Source organism: Pseudomonas sp. AKS31 (assembly GCF_023634765.1).
Lineage (GTDB): Bacteria > Pseudomonadota > Gammaproteobacteria > Pseudomonadales > Pseudomonadaceae > Aquipseudomonas.
The window spans coordinates 46,803-65,176 of sequence record NZ_JAMLFX010000014.1; the positions used below are offsets into that span (position 1 = coordinate 46,803).

Consider the following 18,374-nt stretch of genomic DNA (forward strand, 5'->3'; position numbering starts at 1 on the left):
CGAAAACCCCGCTGCACGCTCTGCATATCGAACTCGGCGCCCGCATGGTGCCGTTCGCCGGCTATGACATGCCGGTGCAATACCCGTTGGGCGTGATGAAAGAACACCAGCACACCCGTGAACAGGCCGGGCTGTTCGACGTCTCGCACATGGGCCAGATCCGCCTGACGGGCGCCAACGCCGCCAAAGCCCTGGAAACCCTGGTACCGGTGGACATCATTGACCTGCCGGTGGGCATGCAGCGTTATGCGATGTTCACCAACGACAACGGTGGCATTCTCGATGACCTGATGGTCGCCAACCTCGGCAACGACGAACTGTTCCTGGTGGTCAACGCCGCGTGCAAGGATCAGGACCTGGCCCACCTGCAAAAACACATCGGCGATCAGTGCACCATTACGGCGCTGTTCGAAGAGCGCGCTCTGCTGGCATTGCAAGGTCCGGCGGCGGTCACCGTGCTGGCGCGGCTGGCACCATCCGTTGAAAAAATGACTTTTATGCAGTTCGCCCGTGTCAATCTGCTCGGCGTCGACTGCTTTGTCAGCCGTTCGGGTTACACCGGTGAAGACGGTTTCGAAATCTCCGTACCAGCTGCAGATGCAGAGAAACTCGCCCGCGCCCTGCTCGCCGAACCGGAAGTCCAGGCCATCGGCCTCGGCGCCCGCGACTCGCTGCGTCTGGAAGCCGGCCTGTGCCTGTACGGCCACGACATGAACACCGAAACCACGCCAATCGAAGCCAGCCTGCTGTGGGCGATCTCCAGGCCGCGCCGCGCTGATGGCGCGCGGGCCGGCGGTTTCCCTGGGGCGGAGCAGGTTTTCGCTCAGCAACAAAATGGTGTCGCACGCAAACGCGTCGGTCTGCTGCCGCAAGAACGTACGCCAGTGCGTGAAGGTGCGGAAATCGTCAACGAAGCCGGCGAAATCATCGGCAGTGTGTGCAGCGGCGGCTTTGGTCCGACCTTGGGCGGGCCGTTGGCGATGGGTTACCTCGACAGCGCCTATGTCTCGCTCGACACACCGGTTTGGGCCATCGTGCGTGGGAAAAAGGTGCAAATGCTTGTAAGCAAAATGCCATTTGTTCCACAACGCTACTATCGCGGTTGATTGACTGTTTCTATAAGTAACGCGATTGCGTTATGCGTGCACTAATGTGTAACGCAATCGCCACAAAAAAGTGCATTTTCTAACATCTGATTCGAATATGAACTTTGCTTATAACGTTCGAAAACATTTGAACAAGCTATTCGTCCAAGCCGCACTAGTGGACAGACTAAGTGCCAGCAAGCGCAGGAAAACCGGGGCCTTCACGGGGCTTGTTTTTTCTCCCGTAGTTGGCGTAGAGTTTCCCCACTGTGTTTGCATGGGTCAGCTTGGAATCGTGACCTGGGCAGTAGCCTACAAGTTAGCTACATCCCGTTCGACGTCTTCTTACTCTCCTGCAACCAGCCCCAGTACTCTTTCATGAGAAAGAGACTGTCATCAATTTATGCGTCAAAGGAAATAAGAAATGTCCACACGTCAGAGCGGTACCGTCAAGTGGTTTAACGACGAGAAAGGTTTTGGTTTTATCACTCCAGAAAGCGGTCCGGATCTGTTCGTGCATTTCCGCGCTATTCAGGGCAACGGCTTCAAGAGCCTGAAAGAAGGCCAGAAAGTGACCTTCGTTGCTGTGCAAGGCCAGAAAGGCATGCAGGCTGACGAAGTACAAGCTGAAGCCTGATTCTCTGTTACGAAAAAGCCCCTGATATTGATATCAGGGGCTTTTTTGTGCCCGCAAATCCGTAAAATGGCGCTTCATTTTGCGTCCAGAGGCTGCCATGTCGAAAAACCTGCTCACCCCACAGGGCGATTTTCCTGCCGTTGGCCTCGGCCGGCGTCTGGCTGCGATGTTCTATGACTTCTTGCTGTGCACCGCCCTGCTGATTGTCACCGGATTCGTCTACAAGTTGATCCAGGCAGCAATAATTGGCGAAGAGCGCCTGCGGGTAATGACCGACGCTGGGCAACTGGACGGCGATCCGCTGTACTCGACGGTGCTGGTGTTGGTGCTCTTCGCATTCTTCGCCAAGTTCTGGACCCATGGCGGGCAGACGCTCGGCATGCAGGTGTGGGGCATTCGTGTGCAGAACGCCAATGGCACGGCAATCAGTCTGTGGCAGGCGCTGTTGCGGTTTATGGTGTCGATTGCGTCGTGGCTGTGCGTGGGGCTGGGATTCTTCTGGTCGCTGTACGACAAGCAGAAGCGCACGTGGCATGACATCTATTCCGACACTCGCGTCGTCCGAATCCCGAAAAAGACCAAGTAACTTCCAGACTCTGAAAAACACTGTGGGAGCGAGCCTGCTCGCTCCCACAGGTTTTGTGGCGCTTTTCAGAATTCAGGCGTTACCGGCCAGCTTCATCCGCGCTGCCTGGGTGAAGTCCAGCATGCGCTTCAACGGGCGGATCGCTTGGGGAATCAACGCTGGATCAACAAAGATCTCGTTGGTCCCTTCCTTCAAGCTCTTGAGCGTGCGCTCAAGGGTGTTCATGGCCATCCACGGGCAATGTGCGCAACTGCGGCACGCAGCACCGTTACCGGCGGTTGGTGCCTCGATGAAGACCTTGTCCGGGCACAGCTGCTGCATCTTGTAGAAGATGCCACGGTCGGTCGCGACGATCAGGGTCTTGTTTGGCAGCGATTGCGCAGCTGCGATCAACTGGCTGGTGGAACCGACGGCGTCCGCCAGTTCGATCACCGAAGTCGGCGACTCGGGATGCACCAGAATCGCCGCGTCCGGGTACAGCGCCTTCATGTCTTCGAGCTGCTTGGACTTGAATTCTTCGTGAACGATACAGGCACCGTCCCAGAGCAGCATGTCCGCGCCGGTCTTGCGCTGAATGTAGGTGCCGAGGTGTTTGTCCGGGCCCCAGATAATGGTCTCGCCGTTGTCCATCAGGCTCTCGACGATCTCCAGCGCGCAACTCGACGTCACCACCCAGTCTGCCCGGGCTTTGACCGCCGCCGAGGTGTTGGCGTAAACCACCACCGTGCGCTCCGGGTGCTGATCACAAAACGCCGAGAACTCGTCCACCGGGCACCCCAGATCGAGTGAACAGGTCGCGTCCAGCGTCGGCATCAGCACGCGTTTTTCCGGGTTGAGAATCTTCGCGGTCTCGCCCATGAACTTCACGCCGGCGACCACCACGGTCTTGGCCGGGTGAGCGTTGCCGAAGCGAGCCATCTCCAGGGAGTCGGATACACAGCCGCCGGTTTCTTCGGCCAGAGCCTGAATCACCGGGTCGCAATAGAAGTGGGCCACCAGCACCGCGTCCTGAGCCTTGAGCTCGGCGGCGATGGCGGAACGGTAATAAGCCTCTTCCTCGGCGGTCAGCGGTTTGGGCTGTTTGGCATCGAGGTGAGCTTGAACCAGAAGGCGTTCGGAAATCTGCGTCATGTTCGCAAGACCTGCAGGCGCTTTCGCGCGAAAGTCGAGTATACACCCGGCTCCGGACCGCTTGAGGGTACCGCCGGGAGAGTGAGTATTATCAGGCACGGACAGCATTGAAGCTGCGCAAGGCTACAGAATATCCCGTTGATACAAAAGATGATTCTGACCTGCGTCAGCGCTGCGGGTATTGAAATAACGCGGAGCGAAATTACAGGCAAAAAAAAACCCGGAAATCCTCACTTTCGTGGGCCTTCCGGATTTTCTAAACCGCCAAATATGGTGGGTCGTGTGGGATTCGAACCTACGACCAATTGGTTAAAAGCCAACTGCTCTACCAACTGAGCTAACGACCCGCTGTGTGGTGGCGCGTATAATACTGATTTTTAAGGACTATTCAACACCTTTTTGAAAATAATCAAAAATAAGGTGTTGGGTCGTCCACACCAGCTGCCGCGAAGCCTTCTGCACGCAGGCGGCAGCTATCGCATTTGCCGCACGCGCGGCCCTCATCGTCGGCCTGATAGCAGGAGACGGTGAGGCCATAATCTACGCCGAGCTTCACACCCGCCTGAACGATTTGCGCCTTGCTCAGGTTCTGCAGTGGCGCCTGAATCCGGAAGCCATTGCCTTCAACGCCGGCTTTGGTGGCCAGATTGGCCATGCGCTCGAACGACTCGATGAACTCCGGACGGCAATCCGGGTAACCGGAATAGTCCACGGCGTTGACACCAATAAAGATGTCACGTGCGCCAAGCACTTCTGCCCAGCCCAACGCCAGAGACAGGAACACCGTGTTACGCGCCGGCACATACGTCACCGGAATGCCTTCGCCCAACTCTTCCGGGATGTCGATGCTGCTGTCGGTCAGTGCCGAGCCGCCCATGCCATTAAGGTTGAGGCCAATCACTTTGTGTTCGATCACACCCAGGTCGCGGGCGACGCGGGCAGCGGCGTGCAACTCGGCATGGGAACGCTGGCCGTAGTCAAAGCTCATGGTGTAGCAGCGGTAGCCTTCGGCGCGAGCCATGGCCACGACGGTGGCCGAATCGAGACCGCCGGACAACAAGATGACGGCACGTTTTTCAGTGGAATTCAGTTGTTCTGTCATATCAGCGCCCCGGCTCGTCATTCCATAGATATTTATGCAGCTGCAATTGCAACCGTACTGGCAGGTTGTCCGCTACCACCCAGTCCGCCAGATCTCGAGCATTGAGGTCATGGTGGCTTGGGGAAAACAGCACTTCACCGGCACGTCGATCAAGACCGTACTGAATCAGCTTGGAGACGGCCCAGTCATAGTCGTCGCGCGAGCAGATGACAAACTTCACCTGATCGTTGGGCGTCAGCAGTTCGATGTTCTCGTAACGGTTGCGATGCGCTTCTTTCGAGTCCGGCGTTTTCAGATCGACAACGCGACTGACGCGCGGATCGACGGCCGAAATGTCGAGGGCACCGCTGGTTTCCAGCGAGACCTCGTAACCGGCATCACACAACTGTTTGAGCAATGGAATGGCATTGGGCTGTGCCAGCGGCTCACCGCCGGTGACACAGACGTAGCGCGGACGAAATCCGGCCACTTGCTCGAGGATGTCGTCGAGGGTGCGCACGGTACCGCCACTGAAGGCATAGGCGCTGTCGCAGTATTGGCAACGCAGAGGGCAACCGGTCAGGCGCACAAAAACCGTGGGCAGCCCGGCAGTCCGCGTTTCCCCCTGCAACGAGTAGAAAACTTCGGTGATTCTCAATGTGTCTTGCATAGTCGCCACGGGCGTAACAGCTAAACAGGCTGTCCGCCTCCGTCAGGCACTTCAGGCAATCCCGCCAACGCGTAGACCGCAAGAAGCGTGTTTCAGAAAAAGGGCGTGAATTCTAACGAAAAAACCCGCGACAGGCGCGGGTTTCTTCCAAACGGGTCAAGCTTGCTTACATGCGTTGCAGATCGCGTTGAGCCAACTGAGCGGCGGAGGTACCCGGGTATTGGGCTACCACCTGTTGCAGAATGCCTTTGACCTTGTCGGTATGACCGAGGCGGCGCTCTACATCAGCCAGCTTGTACAGCGAGTCAGGCACTTTGGCATGCTTGGGATACAGCTGCGAAACCTTGGCGAAAGCCTGACCTGCGCCTTGCAGATCGCCCTTGGCCAGATTGACTTCGCCCAGCCAGTACTGGGCGTTGCCCGCGTATTGGCTGTTCGGGTATTTGCGCAGGAAAGCGGCAAAAGCCTGGCTGGCCTTGTCGAAATCCTTGGCTTTGATCAGGTCGAAAGCGGCATCGTAATACAGCTTTTCCTTGGCCGGATCACCCGGTTCACTGCTTGCAGCAGGTGCCTGGGCAGCAGCCCCGGCGCCAGCGGCAGCACCGGCAGCAGCACTTGCATCGCCACCGGCAGAAGAATTCTCAGGAGTCGCGGCAGGTGCAACGCCGGATCCTATGCGCCGATCAAGATCCTGGTATCGCTCCAGGGATTCCTGCTTCATGCGCGCAACCTGATTCTGCAGTTCTTCAATCACACCTTGCTGGCGCGATATCTGATCCTGCATTTGTTGCAGTTGGTTGAACAGCATGCCTTGTGCCGAGGCAGGGGCCGAAGCCGCTCCCCCGGCATAGGCGCCGTTCGTACCGTAACCTGCAGGCGGATAACTGCTCCCGCTATTGTTATAACCGGAGTTGTCATCGACCACAGGAACCGCAGCCCACGCCGCAAGCGGCGCGAGGCTGAGAGCCAGAACAGTTACAGCACGACGGCACGTTCGCATATCGAATTACTTACGCAGTTCGACGCGACGGTTTTGAGCCCAGGACTGCTCGTCGTTGCCGGTAGCAACTGGACGCTCTTCGCCGTAGGAAACCAGTTCCAGCTGAGCTGGGGAAACACCTTGCAGTACCAGGTAGCGCTGAACGGCTTTCGCACGACGCTCGCCCAGTGCCATGTTGTACTCACGAGTACCACGTTCGTCGGTGTTGCCTTCCAGAACAACGCGAGCGCCGTTTGCTTTCAGGTCTTTGGCGTGAACGTCCAGAGCGCGCATGGCTTCTGGCTTCAGGTCCGAGCTGTCGTATTCGAAGTAGAAGGTGGTGATTGCGCGCAGAGCAGCTTCTTCGCTCAGGGAACCGTCAACGGCACCAGTGTTTGCGCCGTAACCAGCGTTTGGATCAACAGCGCCTTCACCGGCGTTGTCGCCGCCTTTGGACGAGCAACCTACAGCTACAGCCATGGCCAGAGCCAGCGCAGCAAATTTACCAAACTTCAGCATTTCCATCGTGAAACTCCTAATGAACCCCAGTGTGTTAAGTAAAACGTGTAGCGCCCGCTCACTTCAGGTAAGGGGACCAGGACGGTTCTCTGACTTCGCCTTGAGCGGTAGGAAGCGGGAGCCTAACGCGTCCGTTAATGGACACGAGCATCAAGACTCCCCGGCCCTGCTGGCGGGTGGCGTAGATTACCATGGTGCCGTTGGGCGCAACAGTAGGTGACTCGTCCAGAGTGCTATCAGTGAGGATCTTTACACTACCTCGCTGCAGATCCTGAGCTGCCACCTTGAAATTGGTGAAGCCATCCTGACGGTGGATCATCACCAAAGTCTTTTCATCGGCCGAAAGTTTCGGGTTGGCGTTGTAGTTACCCACAAACGTTACACGCTCGGCACCACCGCCACTGGCGCTGGTTTTGTAGATCTGTGGCTTGCCGCCGCGGTCCGAGGTGAAGTAGATGGTCGAACCATCCTTGCCCCAGTACGGTTCGGTGTTAATGCCAGGACCTGCGGTCACACGAGTGATCTGACGCGAAGCCAGGTTCATCACGTAGATGTCCGGGTTACCGTCTTTCGACAGTACGAACGCCAGACGATTGCCATCCGGCGACCAGGCGGGCGCACCGTTCAGGCCTTCGAAGTTGGTGATCTGCTCACGGCGACCGGTGTCGATGTTCTGCATGAAGATACGCGGCCGCTTCTGCTCGAACGACACATAGGCGATGCGCTTGCCATCCGGTGCGAAACGCGGCGACAGGATCGGCTCGCGCGATTGCAGCAGAGTCACCGCACGGGCACCGTCGTAGTCCGAGCGCTGCAGGGTGTAGCGCGTGTTTTTCTCGGAGAAACGCTCGGCCGTCACGTACAGCAGACGAGTCGAGAACGCACCTTCGATACCGGTCAGTTTCTGGAACGACTGATCGGAGATGTAGTGCGCCATGTCACGCAGTTGCTCGGTTGTACCGGAAACACTGCCGTCAGCCACTTTCTGCTCGGTGGCAACGTTGAACAGTGCCCACTGCACCTGCAGGCGACCGCCTGCTGGAACAATACTGCCGACCATCATGTATTGAGCACCCACCGCCTTCCAGTCACGGAAGATGATTTCGCTCGGCTGGCTTGGCTGGCTGATCATGTTTTGCTTTGGAATCGGCGAGTAGTAGCCCGAGTTACGCAAATCGTTACCAATGATTTCTGCCATGTCATCCGGCAGCACAGCACCGCCCTGGAAACCGAACGGTACAACGGCGATCGGGGTTGCCCGATCGCTGCCGCTGGTAACCAGAATGTTCTTTTCATCTGCCATCGCGATCCCTGCCATGCAGCAGATCACGACCAGCATTCCTCGAAGAAGGTTTCTCACAAGGCTAGATCCTCAGGTGTGAATGTCATCTTGAATGAACGATACGGAGCAAAATCGCTCGGCTTCATTCCCTGCATTTCTGTCAAACGTCCAATATTCTTCACCGCTGCCACTGCCGACGCATCGAACGGACCATCACCACTGGACTTGGCCACGCTGACCGAAGTCACCGTACCGTCCGGCAACATACCGATCTGCAGTACAACGGTCATGCCTTTGCGTGCCGAAGGTGGGCGAGCCCAGCCTTCTGCCGCTCGCGCACGAATCAGGTCATCGAAACTGCCCGCGACTTCGTCACCCTGCTCATCGGCCAAAGCCTGCTGGCGCTGCGGCGTGTCGGAAAGCAAATCGGCCAAGGCCTGAGCCTTTTTGTCTTCGGTCGATTTACGTGCCGCTTCCTGCGCTTTCTTCTTCGCAGCATCGGCAGCAGCTTTCTTCTTCGCTTCATCGGCGATTTTCTTCTTCGCCTCTTCAGCTTCAGCTTTCTTCTTGGCGTCTTCGGCGGCTTTCTTCTTCGCGTCTTCGACGATCTTCTTCTTGGCTTCTTCAGCGGCCGCTTTCTTGGCCTCTTCTTCAGCAGCCTTTTTCGCTTCTTCTTCGGCTTTCTTCTTGGCTATATCAGCCAATTGTTTCTCTTCGGCCTTCTTGGCTTCGGCTTTCTTCGCGTCGTCAGCTTTCTTGGCTTCATCAGCCTTCTTCGCTTCGTCCGCTTTTTTAGCCTCATCGGCCTTCTTGGCTTCCTCGGCCTTTTGAGCCGCTTCTTCTTTCTTTTGTTCCGCAGCCTTCACCGCTTCCTGCTCGACCTTCTTCTGCTCCATCTGCTCGACTTCGGTCTGGCGCGCGGCGGATTTCTTCGCCTCACCCGCAATCTTCTGATTGGTCTGGGTGGTTGCCTGACTTTTCGATTTCAGTTGGTAGAGGGTTGCCTGGACAATCGGTTTGGCCGGCGGCAGCTCTGGTGTGAAGGCAAAACTGACGAACAGCATGCCGAACACCAGCACGTGCAGGACAATTGCCAGAACACTAGGCCAGAAGTAGCTTTCCGAGGCGGACGGCTCTCGCTGTTGCTGCATCAGGGGGCCTCGGTAATCAAACCAACATTACCGACCCCGGCTTTCTGCAACCCGCCCATGGCGCCCATGACGGAACCATAGTCGACGGTCTTGTCACCGCGGATGAAGACCTGGGTACGCTTGCCGCCTTCAGTGCCGGCACGAATGATCTTGGTCACCGCGTCGGTCATTTGCGGCAGGGTCATGGCCCTGTCCTGTTGCTTCTCGGTATCGACTTCGCTGCCAAGGTTCCAGTAATAGGTCTTGTCAGCCTTGATCGAAATGGTCAGGACCTGAGTGTTGTTGTCCTGCGGCAAGGCTTCGCTGGAAACCTTGGGCAGATCAACTTTCACGCCCTGATTGAGCATCGGCGCGGTCACCATGAAGATGACCAGCAATACCAACATCACGTCGATGTAGGGCACCACGTTCATCTCGGCGACCGGCTTGCGCTTTTTGCGAGCTCGAGCGATTAAAGCCATTGGAAATTACCTGCTTATTCTTCGCTGGTGTGCACTTTGCGGTGCAGGATCGCCTGGAATTCATCGGCGAAGGTGTAGTAGCGGCCCAACAAGGTTTCGCTGCGAGCGGCGAACCGGTTGTAAGCGATTACGGCAGGGATCGCGGCGAACAGACCGATCGCGGTGGCGATCAGGGCTTCGGCGATACCCGGGGCCACGGTGGCCAGGGTCGCTTGCTGGGCGCTGGCCAGACCGCGGAAGGAGTTCATGATGCCCCACACCGTACCGAACAGACCGATGTACGGGCTGACCGAACCGACAGTGGCGAGGAACGGCAGGCTCTGCTCCAGTTTCTCTTCTTCGCGGGAGATGGCTACGCGCATGGCACGGGCCACGCCTTCCATGACCGCTTCAGGGTCGACACCTGGCTGCTGACGCAGACGGGAGAACTCTTTGAAGCCAGCGCGGAAGATCTGCTCGACGCCCGAATCCGGGTCCGGGTTGCTACCCGCCTGACGGTACAGCTTGGACAGGTCGATACCCGACCAGAAGCGCTCTTCGAAGCTCTCCAGGGCGCGTCGACCGGCGCGCAGCAGATTGCTGCGCTGAAAGATCATGATCCATGAGGTCACCGATGCGGCCACCAGGGTCAACATTACCAACTGCACCACGATGCTGGCATTGCTGACCAGGCTCCACATGGAGGAATGGTCGACGACGTTAGCTTCCACGCTTTATCTCCTGCTTTGAGTGTGTACCCGGGCCGACCGCGTCGGCGAAGGCCGCACGCAAGTCTTCGGGAAGGGCCCGGGGTTTCAAACTGTTAGTGCGCACACAGGCCACCAGAAACTGCCCTTCACAGAGCAGCACATTATCCGTAGCCCGCCTGACCTGCTGTTTGAAGCGCAGGCTGGCACGGTTCAATTCGATTACTTCAGCGCTTACCAGCAGTTCGTCGTCCAGTCGCGCCGGCGCGTGATAGCGCGCTTCGCTGGAGTGCACGACAAACAACAGGTCCTCCCCTGCCAGCAGCGATTGGGCAAAGCCCAGTTCGCGGAGCCGCTCGGTTCGAGCCCGTTCCATAAACTTGAGGTAATTAACGTAATACACGATGCCGCCCGCATCGGTGTCCTCGTAATAAACGCGACAACGATGTGCGAACGGCCCAAGCCCGTTTTGCGCGCGCATACTCTAGTGCTTACTCCTCAGGTTGCCAATCCGGCCAGGCAACTGTTTTTCATGGTTTCAGGGCTTTACCGCAAAAGTACCGTCCTATGACCGTACAAACCCTGAATAAATCGACAAAAAATGTGTATCAATCGTCCACGGCATCGAGAAACTCGTCTGCCACGGGCATTTCACCCATTCGTGACGGGATGTTTAAACCGAAGTGCAGGTACGCGTGCCGCGTCACCACCCTGCCCCGCGGTGTGCGCATGATGTAACCCTGCTGGATCAGGTACGGTTCCAGAACATCCTCAATGGTGTGGCGCTCTTCACTGATCGCAGCGGCGAGGCTGTCGATACCCACCGGGCCGCCGTCGAACTTCTCGATCATGGTCAGCAGTAAACGCCGGTCCTGATGATCGAAACCGTGTTCGTCGACATCCAGCAGGTTCAGCGCCAGGTCCGCCACCGCTTTGGTGATATGGCCCTTGGCGCGCACCTCGGCGAAGTCACGCACCCGGCGCAGCAAACGGTTGGCGATCCGCGGTGTACCCCGGGCGCGGCGCGCAATTTCGAACGACCCTTCCGGGTCCAGAGGCAGACCGAGAATAGCTGCAGAACGACTGACAATCGTCGCCAGATCGGCCGTGCTATAGAACTCAAGACGCTGGACGATACCGAAGCGGTCACGCAACGGATTGGTCAGCATGCCGGCGCGAGTCGTCGCGCCCACCAGAGTGAATGGTGGCAGATCGAGCTTGATCGAACGCGCGGCCGGCCCTTCACCAATCATGATGTCGAGCTGAAAATCCTCCATCGCCGGGTACAGCACTTCTTCAACAATCGGCGACAGGCGATGAATTTCGTCGATGAACAACACATCGTGCGGCTCAAGATTGGTCAGCAACGCCGCCAGATCCCCCGGACGTTCCAGCACCGGACCGGACGTACTCTTGATCGATACGCCCATTTCCTGGGCGATGATGTTGGCCAGGGTGGTCTTGCCCAGACCCGGCGGGCCGAAGATCAATGTGTGGTCGAGGGATTCGCTACGGCCACGGGCGGCCTGGATAAACAGCTCCATCTGCTCGCGCACGGTAGGCTGGCCGATGTAGTCGGCCAGACTGACCGGGCGAATGGCCCGGTCCTGGACTTCCTCGCGCTCGCGCGGACTGTGCGCGGCGGCGATCAGACGATCAGCTTCAATCACTTAAATCATTCCCTTCAGGGCACGGCGGATCAGGTCTTCACTGCTCAAATTCTTGTCCTTGATAGCGGTAATTGCCTTGCTCGCTTCCTGCGGCTTGTAACCCAGGGAAATCAGCGCGCTGACCGCATCGTTCTCGGCGGTGTTGACCGGCGCCGGACCATCCGGCTGATTCGGGACCAGCGCGAACATCGCCGGCGAGGTTTCCCAGGCCTTGAAGCGGTCTTTGAGCTCGACCAGCAGGCGCTCGGCGGTTTTCTTGCCGACGCCCGGCACCTTGGTCAACGCCGAGGTGTCCTGAGACTGCACGCAGCGGATCAGTTCGTCGACTTCAAGACTCGACATCAAAGCCAAGGCCAATTTTGGCCCGACACCGTTGAGACGGATCAACTCGCGAAAAAAGTCTCGCTCACGCTTGCCGGCAAAACCATAGAGTAATTGCGCGTCTTCGCGTACGACCAAATGGGTGTGCAAGGTCAGCGGTTCACCGACCGACGGCAGGCGATATAGCGTGGTCATGGGCACTTCCAGCTCATACCCGAGGCCGTTTACATCCAGAATCAGGTGCGGCGGCTGTTTTTCAGCCAGGGTGCCGCGCAAGCGTCCAATCACGTTTCAGATCCTTGAGCGTTGGCCAGCCGTGGGCTGGCGACTGTCGAAAGGCGGATTTCGGGCCGACGACCCAGGCGCAAAAACCGGCTTTCAGGAAAATTGATGCTGATGCTATCAGAGACGCAGGCGCCCGCCACGACTGCGTGCCGTTCCCAAACCGTGCGGCAGCAGACTGGAGCGCGTATGTGCGTGGCAAATGGCAATGGCCAGGGCGTCCGAGGCATCGATTTGCGGTTTGCTGGTGAGCTTGAGCATGTGCATGACCATCATCTGCACCTGCTCTTTATTTGCAGCGCCGGTGCCGACCACGGCCTGCTTGACCTGAGTGGCGGTGTATTCGGCAATCTCCAGGCATTCCTCAGCGCCAGCGACAATCGCTGCACCGCGCGCTTGCCCCAGCTTCAGCGCCGAATCGGCGTTTTTCGCCATAAAGACTTTTTCGATGCCCATGGTCACCGGGCCATACGTCTGGATGATCTCGCGTACACCGCGATAGACAATTTGCAAACGCTCATGCAACTCGCCCGAACCGGTACGGATGCAGCCCGAGGCCACATAAATGCAGCCACCACGCCCGGTATCACGAACAATCCCGTAACCGGTAATGCGCGAACCCGGGTCGATACCAAGAATTAAAGTCATAACGCCTGCAGAAATTGATGCGAAAGCCGAGGGTACATGTAGGAGCTGACGAAGGCTGCGATCTTTTGATCTTTAAAAACAGAAAGATCGCAGCCTTCGGCAGCTCCTACTGATGAAGTGTAGAGCCAGCAAAAACTGCGACCTTGCTATTTGCATCAACCGAGCTGAGCGGCCACGTCTTCCGGAATATCCGCGTTGGAATACACGTTCTGCACGTCATCCAGATCCTCAAGCATGTCGATCAGCTTGAGCACCTTCTCCGCGCCTTCCAGATCCAGTTCGGCGCTGGTGGTCGGCTGCATAACGATTTCCGCGTCATCGCCCTTGAATCCGGCGGCTTCCAGCGCGTTGCGCACGGCGTAGAAACCGGTGAACGAGGTGAACACATCGATCGAGCCGTCTTCGTGGCTGACCACGTCGTCGGCATCGGCTTCCAGTGCCGCTTCGGTCAGGGCGTCTTCATCGACGCCCGGCGCGAAACTGATCTGGCCTTTGCGCTCAAACAGGTAGGCCACCGAACCGTCGGTGCCGAGGTTGCCACCGCACTTGCTGAACGCATGGCGCACGGCTGCTGCGGTGCGGTTGCGGTTGTCGGTCATGCACTCGACCATCACCGCCACGCCGCCCGGGCCGTAACCTTCGTAGGTCAGCTCTTCAACGTTATCCGCTTCGGTGGCACCGGCGCCGCGCGCAACGGCACGGTCGATGATGTCGCGGCTCATGTTCGCGCTCAGCGCCTTGTCCAGGGCCAGACGCAGACGCGGGTTGGAACCCGGATCACCGCCGCCCTGACGGGCCGCAACGGTCAGTTCGCGGATCCACTTGGTGAAGATCTTGCCTCTCTTGGCATCCTGACGTTCTTTGCGGTGCTTGATGTTCGCCCACTTGGAATGACCTGCCATAACTCGCTCCGAATTCTCTTTGAAACGTTGCCCGCCCTGCTCATGCAGCGGCCAGCCAACAAAAAATCTCGACCTGCTCTCTATAGAAAGAAAAAAGGCGCATCCGAAGATGCGCCTTCAGGCCCGTCTTACTCAGCCTTTGGCGTTTCGCGCAAACGAATGTGCAGCTCGCGCAATGCCTTGGCATCCACCACACCCGGCGCTTGCGTCATGACGTCGGCAGCACTCTGGGTTTTCGGGAAGGCAATCACTTCACGGATCGACTGGGCGCCGGTCATCAGCATCACCAGACGGTCCAGACCGAAGGCCAGACCACCGTGCGGCGGCGCACCGTACTTCAGCGCGTCGAGCAGGAAGCCGAACTTCTCTTCCTGTTCCGCTTCATTGATACCCAGCAGACGGAACACCGCTTGCTGCATTTCCTTGCGGTGGATACGGATCGAACCGCCACCCAGCTCGGTGCCGTTCAACACCATGTCGTAGGCGCGGGACAGAGCGCCAGCCGGGTTGGCTTCCAGTTCTTCAGGAGAGCATTTCGGCGCGGTGAACGGGTGGTGCAACGCGGAGAAGCTGCCGTCGTCGTTTTCTTCGAACATCGGGAAGTCGACGACCCACATTGGCGCCCACTCGCAGGTCAGCAGCTTGAGGTCGTGACCGAGCTTGATACGCAGTGCGCCCAAGGCTTCGCTGACGATCTTGGCCTTGTCGGCGCCGAAGAACACAATGTCGCCATCGACTGCGCCAACGCGATCGAGGATCACGTTCAGCTTGTCTTCAGGGATGTTTTTCACGATCGGCGATTGCAGACCGTCAACACCGGCAGCGCGCTCGTTGACCTTGATGTACGCCAGGCCCTTGGCACCGTAGATGCCGACGAACTTGGTGTAATCGTCGATCTGCTTGCGTGGCATGCTCGCCCCGCCAGGAACGCGCAATGCAGCGATACGGCATTTCGGATCGTTGGCCGGGCCGCTGAATACTTTGAATTCAACTTCTTTCAGTTGATCGGCAACGTCGACCAGTTCCAGCGGGTTACGCAGGTCTGGTTTGTCGGAACCGTAACGGCGCATGGCTTCTTCGAAGGTCATGTGCGGGAAGTCGCCGAATTCCAGACCCAGCACTTCCTTGAACAGGTTGCGGATCATTTCTTCGGTCAGACCCATGATCTCTTTTTCATCGAGGAAGCTGGTCTCGATGTCGATCTGGGTGAATTCAGGCTGACGGTCAGCGCGCAGGTCTTCGTCGCGGAAGCACTTGGCGATCTGGTAGTAACGGTCGAAGCCGGCGACCATCAGCAGTTGCTTGAACAGCTGCGGCGATTGCGGCAGGGCAAAGAACGAACCGGCGTGGGTGCGGCTTGGCACCAGATAGTCACGTGCGCCTTCAGGAGTGGCACGGGTCAGGATCGGCGTTTCGACGTCGAGGAAGCCGTTCTCGTCGAGGAAGCGACGGATGCTGGTGGTCATGCGCGAACGCAGACGCAGCTTCTCGGCCATTTCCGGGCGACGCAGGTCGAGGAAGCGGTAGCGCAGGCGGGTTTCTTCGCCAACGTCGGAGAACTCGTTCAGCGGGAACGGCGGGGTTTCCGACTCGTTCAGCACTTCCAGTTCGTAGCCCAGCACTTCGATCATGCCCGACGCCATGTTGGCGTTGGTGGCACCGGCCGGACGCAGACGCACCTTGCCGGTGATCTTCACGACGTACTCGCTGCGCACGCGATCGGCGGCGGCGAAGCTCTCGGCGCGATCCGGATCGAAAACCACCTGGGCCAGACCGTCACGATCACGGATATCGAGGAAAATCACCCCGCCGTGGTCGCGACGACGGTGAACCCATCCGCAAAGGGTAATTTCCTGGCCTTCCAGGCTTTCGTTCAGTTGGCCGCAATAGTGGCTGCGCATCATGATAATGGTTCGCTTCTCGTCATTCGATATTCGGTGGAGATCCCGCTGCTTTCCAGCAATGCGGAAACTCACGCGTGTCGTTCAACCTGGGGTTGAACCCTAGTCAGATTTGTCGCCACCGGCCAGATTCTTCTTGGTCCCGGTCTTGAAATCGGTTTCGTACCAGCCAGCGCCACTAAGGCGAAAGCCTGGCATCGACAGCTGTTTCTTGAGCTCTGGCGCCTGACAGGCAGGGCAGTCGACCAGCGGTGCCTCGCTGATCTTTTGGATGGCTTCCAACTGATGACCACAGGAAGCACATTGGTAATCGTACATCGGCATGGGGGGTGTCTCGGCGATCAGATTGCCACCGCGTGCAAGGCTTTGCGGCGAAAGAGCGGGATTATATCGATTAAATGCGGCCTGTGCAGCCGTAAGACTGCACAGGCCGCGACCTCGTTTGCAACTGCCGTTTCAGGGCGATTCGGCAGACGTCGCTTGCTTGATGCCATTCATGACGCACACCACCCTCACCAGCGCGCTGAAATTTCTCACCCCGCCGTGACGCAGATGCACTTCACGGTCGACGTGGGACAACAGCGAGCTGATCGAACAGCAGTTGTCTGCCGCCATATTGCCGAGAATGTTCCAGTAGACCCGCTCCAGCCGCAAGCAGGTCGCATAACCGTTCAGACGCACGGATCGCGACGATGGCTGAACCAGTGCCATATCGAATTCGTTGACGAACGGATCAACTTTCAATTCATGTGGCAAGCCGACAATCCTGTCGCCTCGCCTGTCTCCCTCTACCATATCGGTGACACTCCTTTGCCATCTCTGCTTGTTTGAAAAGTCACATCCTGTGGCTTTCATAAAAGCGCAGACACAAAGTTATAGCCAGACGACTTATTGACCGTTCCCGTAGGATAAGCCAACGATAAAGGTAAGACTCCGGACAGCGCGCAGGCCTTCGAACGCCGGCCTGCGCGCCCGGATGATCAGGCTTGCAGCAGGGCGCGCAGCATCCACGCGGTTTTCTCGTGAACCTGCATGCGCTGGGTCAGCAGGTCTGCGGTCGGCTCATCGCTGACCTTGTCGAGCAGCGGGAAGATGCCTCGCGCCGTGCGGGTCACGGCTTCCTGACCATCGACCAATTGTTTGATCATGTCTTCGGCACTCGGCACCCCCTCCTCCTCCTTGATAGAAGAAAGACGTGCGTAAGTGGCATAGGCGCCCGGCGCCGGGAAGCCCAACGCGCGTATACGTTCGGCAATCAGATCCACCGCCAGCGCGAGTTCGTTGTATTGCTCTTCGAACATCAAGTGCAACGTCCGAAACATCGGGCCAGTGACGTTCCAGTGGAAGTTGTGGGTTTTCAGATACAGCACGTAGGTGTCCGACAGCAGACGCGACAAGCCTTCGACGATGGATTTGCGATCTTCTTCACTGATACCGATATCGATTGCCATGTTTACCCCCTAACGGCGATTGAATTCATCCAACAGGTGCAGAACCACTCTAGCAAGGCAACCGAGACCTCGCAGCCCTGATTGGCTGCATACGCTGCGACAAATCGACCGACACGATGCCGCTGGCCGGGCTGATTTGAGTAGCCGCAGGCTTTGCTGTTAAATAGGCAGTGTGTCGCCATGCCCCATTTTTCGGGGCGTTGCGCATAGGCTGATGCCGTGAACGTGTCCACCGCCTCTTATTTTGTTCCGAAGCGAACCGTGCGCCTTCAGCTCTTCCTTGTGAGCCGTCATAAACGTGAGCCAATCAAAATGTTGAAAATCGTCCACCTGCTAATGGGCGCAGCGGCACTGCTGCTGTCGTTCATACCCAGCTTGAAATCCGAAGCCGTTCCCTACCTGCAACAACCCGATGCTCTTTACCTGGCCTTTTTCGGCCTGCTTAACCTGGTGATTGCTCCAGTGATTCCTTTCTGGAACAAAGGCCCTCGTCAGCATCTGCAAAACCTGGTCAGTGCGCTTCTGGTACTGACCGTCGTCCTGCAAACCTTGACCCTGATCGCCCCGATGCCCGTCATCGCCGGTCAGCCAGCCGTGCTGTTCACCCTGGTGATCGCGCTGGTTGCCGTGGTCCTGCACCTGGCCGTCAGCTTCTATCGTTCTTCACCGGCGGCTGCTCCAACCAGCTATGACATGACCAATCGTGATACCGGTACCGTCAAGTGGTTCAACACCTCCAAAGGCTTCGGCTTTATCTCCCGTGATTCCGGCGATGATATTTTCGTGCACTTTCGCGCGATCCGTGGCGAAGGGCACCGCGTACTGGTCGAAGGCCAGCGCGTGGAGTTCTCGGTGATGAACCGGGACAAGGGCCTGCAAGCCGAGGACGTGATCGCCGCGCTGCCGCGACGCTGATCCAAGGCAATAAAAA

22 protein-coding genes and 1 tRNA gene are annotated in these 18,374 nt (G+C 57.9%); 4 read left to right on the top strand and 19 right to left on the bottom strand.

Annotated features, from left to right (window positions below):
• The 3 genes from gcvT to M9827_RS24060 form a co-directional block, all read left to right on the top strand.
• A partial coding sequence (gene gcvT / locus M9827_RS24050; RefSeq protein WP_250607516.1) for a glycine cleavage system aminomethyltransferase GcvT occupies positions 1-1,106 on the top strand: 1,106 nt, incomplete at its 5' end.
• A 403-nt stretch (positions 1,107-1,509) separates the two neighbouring features.
• Complete coding sequence (locus M9827_RS24055) at positions 1,510-1,722, top strand: cold-shock protein (RefSeq protein ID WP_003227496.1); 213 nt, start codon at positions 1,510-1,512, stop codon at positions 1,720-1,722.
• 97 nt (positions 1,723-1,819) lie between these two features.
• Complete coding sequence (locus tag M9827_RS24060) at positions 1,820-2,308, top strand: RDD family protein (protein WP_250607518.1); 489 nt, start codon at positions 1,820-1,822, stop codon at positions 2,306-2,308.
• Positions 2,309-2,380: 72 nt separating this feature from the next.
• Here M9827_RS24060 and nadA read toward each other — a convergent pair whose 3' ends face one another.
• The 19 genes from nadA to M9827_RS24155 all read right to left on the bottom strand — a co-directional run bounded on the left by nadA (position 2,381) and on the right by M9827_RS24155 (position 17,443).
• On the bottom strand, positions 2,381-3,439 hold the full coding sequence (nadA, locus tag M9827_RS24065; protein ID WP_003227499.1) for a quinolinate synthase NadA: 1,059 nt from the start codon (positions 3,437-3,439) through the stop codon (positions 2,381-2,383).
• A gap of 271 nt (positions 3,440-3,710) precedes the next feature.
• Positions 3,711-3,786 (bottom strand) — tRNA-Lys (locus M9827_RS24070).
• Positions 3,787-3,848: 62 nt separating this feature from the next.
• Complete coding sequence (gene queC, locus M9827_RS24075; protein WP_250607520.1) at positions 3,849-4,541, bottom strand: 7-cyano-7-deazaguanine synthase QueC; 693 nt, start codon at positions 4,539-4,541, stop codon at positions 3,849-3,851.
• A 1-nt stretch (position 4,542) separates the two neighbouring features.
• Entirely contained in the window at positions 4,543-5,190 is a 648-nt protein-coding gene (queE, locus tag M9827_RS24080; RefSeq protein WP_108183611.1) for a 7-carboxy-7-deazaguanine synthase QueE, read from the bottom strand.
• A 166-nt stretch (positions 5,191-5,356) separates the two neighbouring features.
• Positions 5,357-6,190, bottom strand: coding sequence for a tol-pal system protein YbgF (gene ybgF, locus M9827_RS24085; RefSeq protein WP_007912724.1), 834 nt, complete (start codon positions 6,188-6,190; stop codon positions 5,357-5,359).
• 6 nt (positions 6,191-6,196) lie between these two features.
• Positions 6,197-6,694: a peptidoglycan-associated lipoprotein Pal gene (gene pal, locus M9827_RS24090; RefSeq protein ID WP_003178634.1), complete on the bottom strand. Its 498-nt coding sequence runs from the start codon at positions 6,692-6,694 to the stop codon at positions 6,197-6,199.
• 52 nt (positions 6,695-6,746) lie between these two features.
• The gene (gene tolB, locus M9827_RS24095) at positions 6,747-8,027 is read right to left on the bottom strand and encodes a Tol-Pal system beta propeller repeat protein TolB (RefSeq protein WP_250607590.1); all 1,281 of its coding nucleotides are present in this window, start codon (positions 8,025-8,027) and stop codon (positions 6,747-6,749) included.
• Between the two features lie 17 nt (positions 8,028-8,044).
• The gene (tolA, locus tag M9827_RS24100) at positions 8,045-9,121 is read right to left on the bottom strand and encodes a cell envelope integrity protein TolA (RefSeq protein ID WP_250607522.1); all 1,077 of its coding nucleotides are present in this window, start codon (positions 9,119-9,121) and stop codon (positions 8,045-8,047) included.
• On the bottom strand, positions 9,121-9,573 hold the full coding sequence (gene tolR / locus M9827_RS24105) for a protein TolR (RefSeq protein WP_161806672.1): 453 nt from the start codon (positions 9,571-9,573) through the stop codon (positions 9,121-9,123). The genes tolA and tolR overlap by 1 nt, the downstream gene beginning before the upstream one ends.
• A 23-nt stretch (positions 9,574-9,596) precedes the next feature.
• The gene (tolQ, locus tag M9827_RS24110) at positions 9,597-10,292 is read right to left on the bottom strand and encodes a protein TolQ (RefSeq protein WP_008080223.1); all 696 of its coding nucleotides are present in this window, start codon (positions 10,290-10,292) and stop codon (positions 9,597-9,599) included.
• Positions 10,282-10,749: a tol-pal system-associated acyl-CoA thioesterase gene (ybgC, locus tag M9827_RS24115; protein WP_250607524.1), complete on the bottom strand. Its 468-nt coding sequence runs from the start codon at positions 10,747-10,749 to the stop codon at positions 10,282-10,284. Before ybgC ends, tolQ begins: the two co-directional genes overlap by 11 nt.
• Positions 10,750-10,876: 127 nt before the next feature.
• Positions 10,877-11,938: a Holliday junction branch migration DNA helicase RuvB gene (gene ruvB, locus M9827_RS24120; RefSeq protein WP_016983825.1), complete on the bottom strand. Its 1,062-nt coding sequence runs from the start codon at positions 11,936-11,938 to the stop codon at positions 10,877-10,879.
• Positions 11,939-12,547, bottom strand: coding sequence for a Holliday junction branch migration protein RuvA (gene ruvA, locus M9827_RS24125; protein WP_003227522.1), 609 nt, complete (start codon positions 12,545-12,547; stop codon positions 11,939-11,941).
• A gap of 114 nt (positions 12,548-12,661) precedes the next feature.
• Positions 12,662-13,189, bottom strand: a complete 528-nt coding sequence (gene ruvC, locus M9827_RS24130; RefSeq protein WP_122507705.1) for a crossover junction endodeoxyribonuclease RuvC — start codon at positions 13,187-13,189, stop codon at positions 12,662-12,664.
• 155 nt (positions 13,190-13,344) lie between these two features.
• The gene (locus M9827_RS24135) at positions 13,345-14,091 is read right to left on the bottom strand and encodes a YebC/PmpR family DNA-binding transcriptional regulator (protein WP_250607526.1); all 747 of its coding nucleotides are present in this window, start codon (positions 14,089-14,091) and stop codon (positions 13,345-13,347) included.
• A gap of 128 nt (positions 14,092-14,219) precedes the next feature.
• Positions 14,220-15,995, bottom strand: a complete 1,776-nt coding sequence (aspS, locus tag M9827_RS24140; protein ID WP_093430490.1) for an aspartate--tRNA ligase — start codon at positions 15,993-15,995, stop codon at positions 14,220-14,222.
• A gap of 99 nt (positions 15,996-16,094) precedes the next feature.
• A complete protein-coding gene (locus M9827_RS24145; protein ID WP_250607528.1) occupies positions 16,095-16,316 on the bottom strand; it encodes an FmdB family zinc ribbon protein in 222 nt (73 codons plus the stop codon).
• 132 nt (positions 16,317-16,448) lie between these two features.
• A complete protein-coding gene (locus tag M9827_RS24150) occupies positions 16,449-16,787 on the bottom strand; it encodes a ribbon-helix-helix domain-containing protein (RefSeq protein WP_250607530.1) in 339 nt (112 codons plus the stop codon).
• Between the two features lie 185 nt (positions 16,788-16,972).
• Positions 16,973-17,443: a Dps family protein gene (locus M9827_RS24155; RefSeq protein ID WP_250607532.1), complete on the bottom strand. Its 471-nt coding sequence runs from the start codon at positions 17,441-17,443 to the stop codon at positions 16,973-16,975.
• A 312-nt stretch (positions 17,444-17,755) separates the two neighbouring features.
• Here M9827_RS24155 and M9827_RS27790 point away from each other — a divergent pair, with 312 nt between their 5' ends.
• On the top strand, positions 17,756-18,358 hold the full coding sequence (locus M9827_RS27790) for a cold-shock protein (protein ID WP_007912746.1): 603 nt from the start codon (positions 17,756-17,758) through the stop codon (positions 18,356-18,358).
• Positions 18,359-18,374 lie beyond the last annotated feature (16 nt).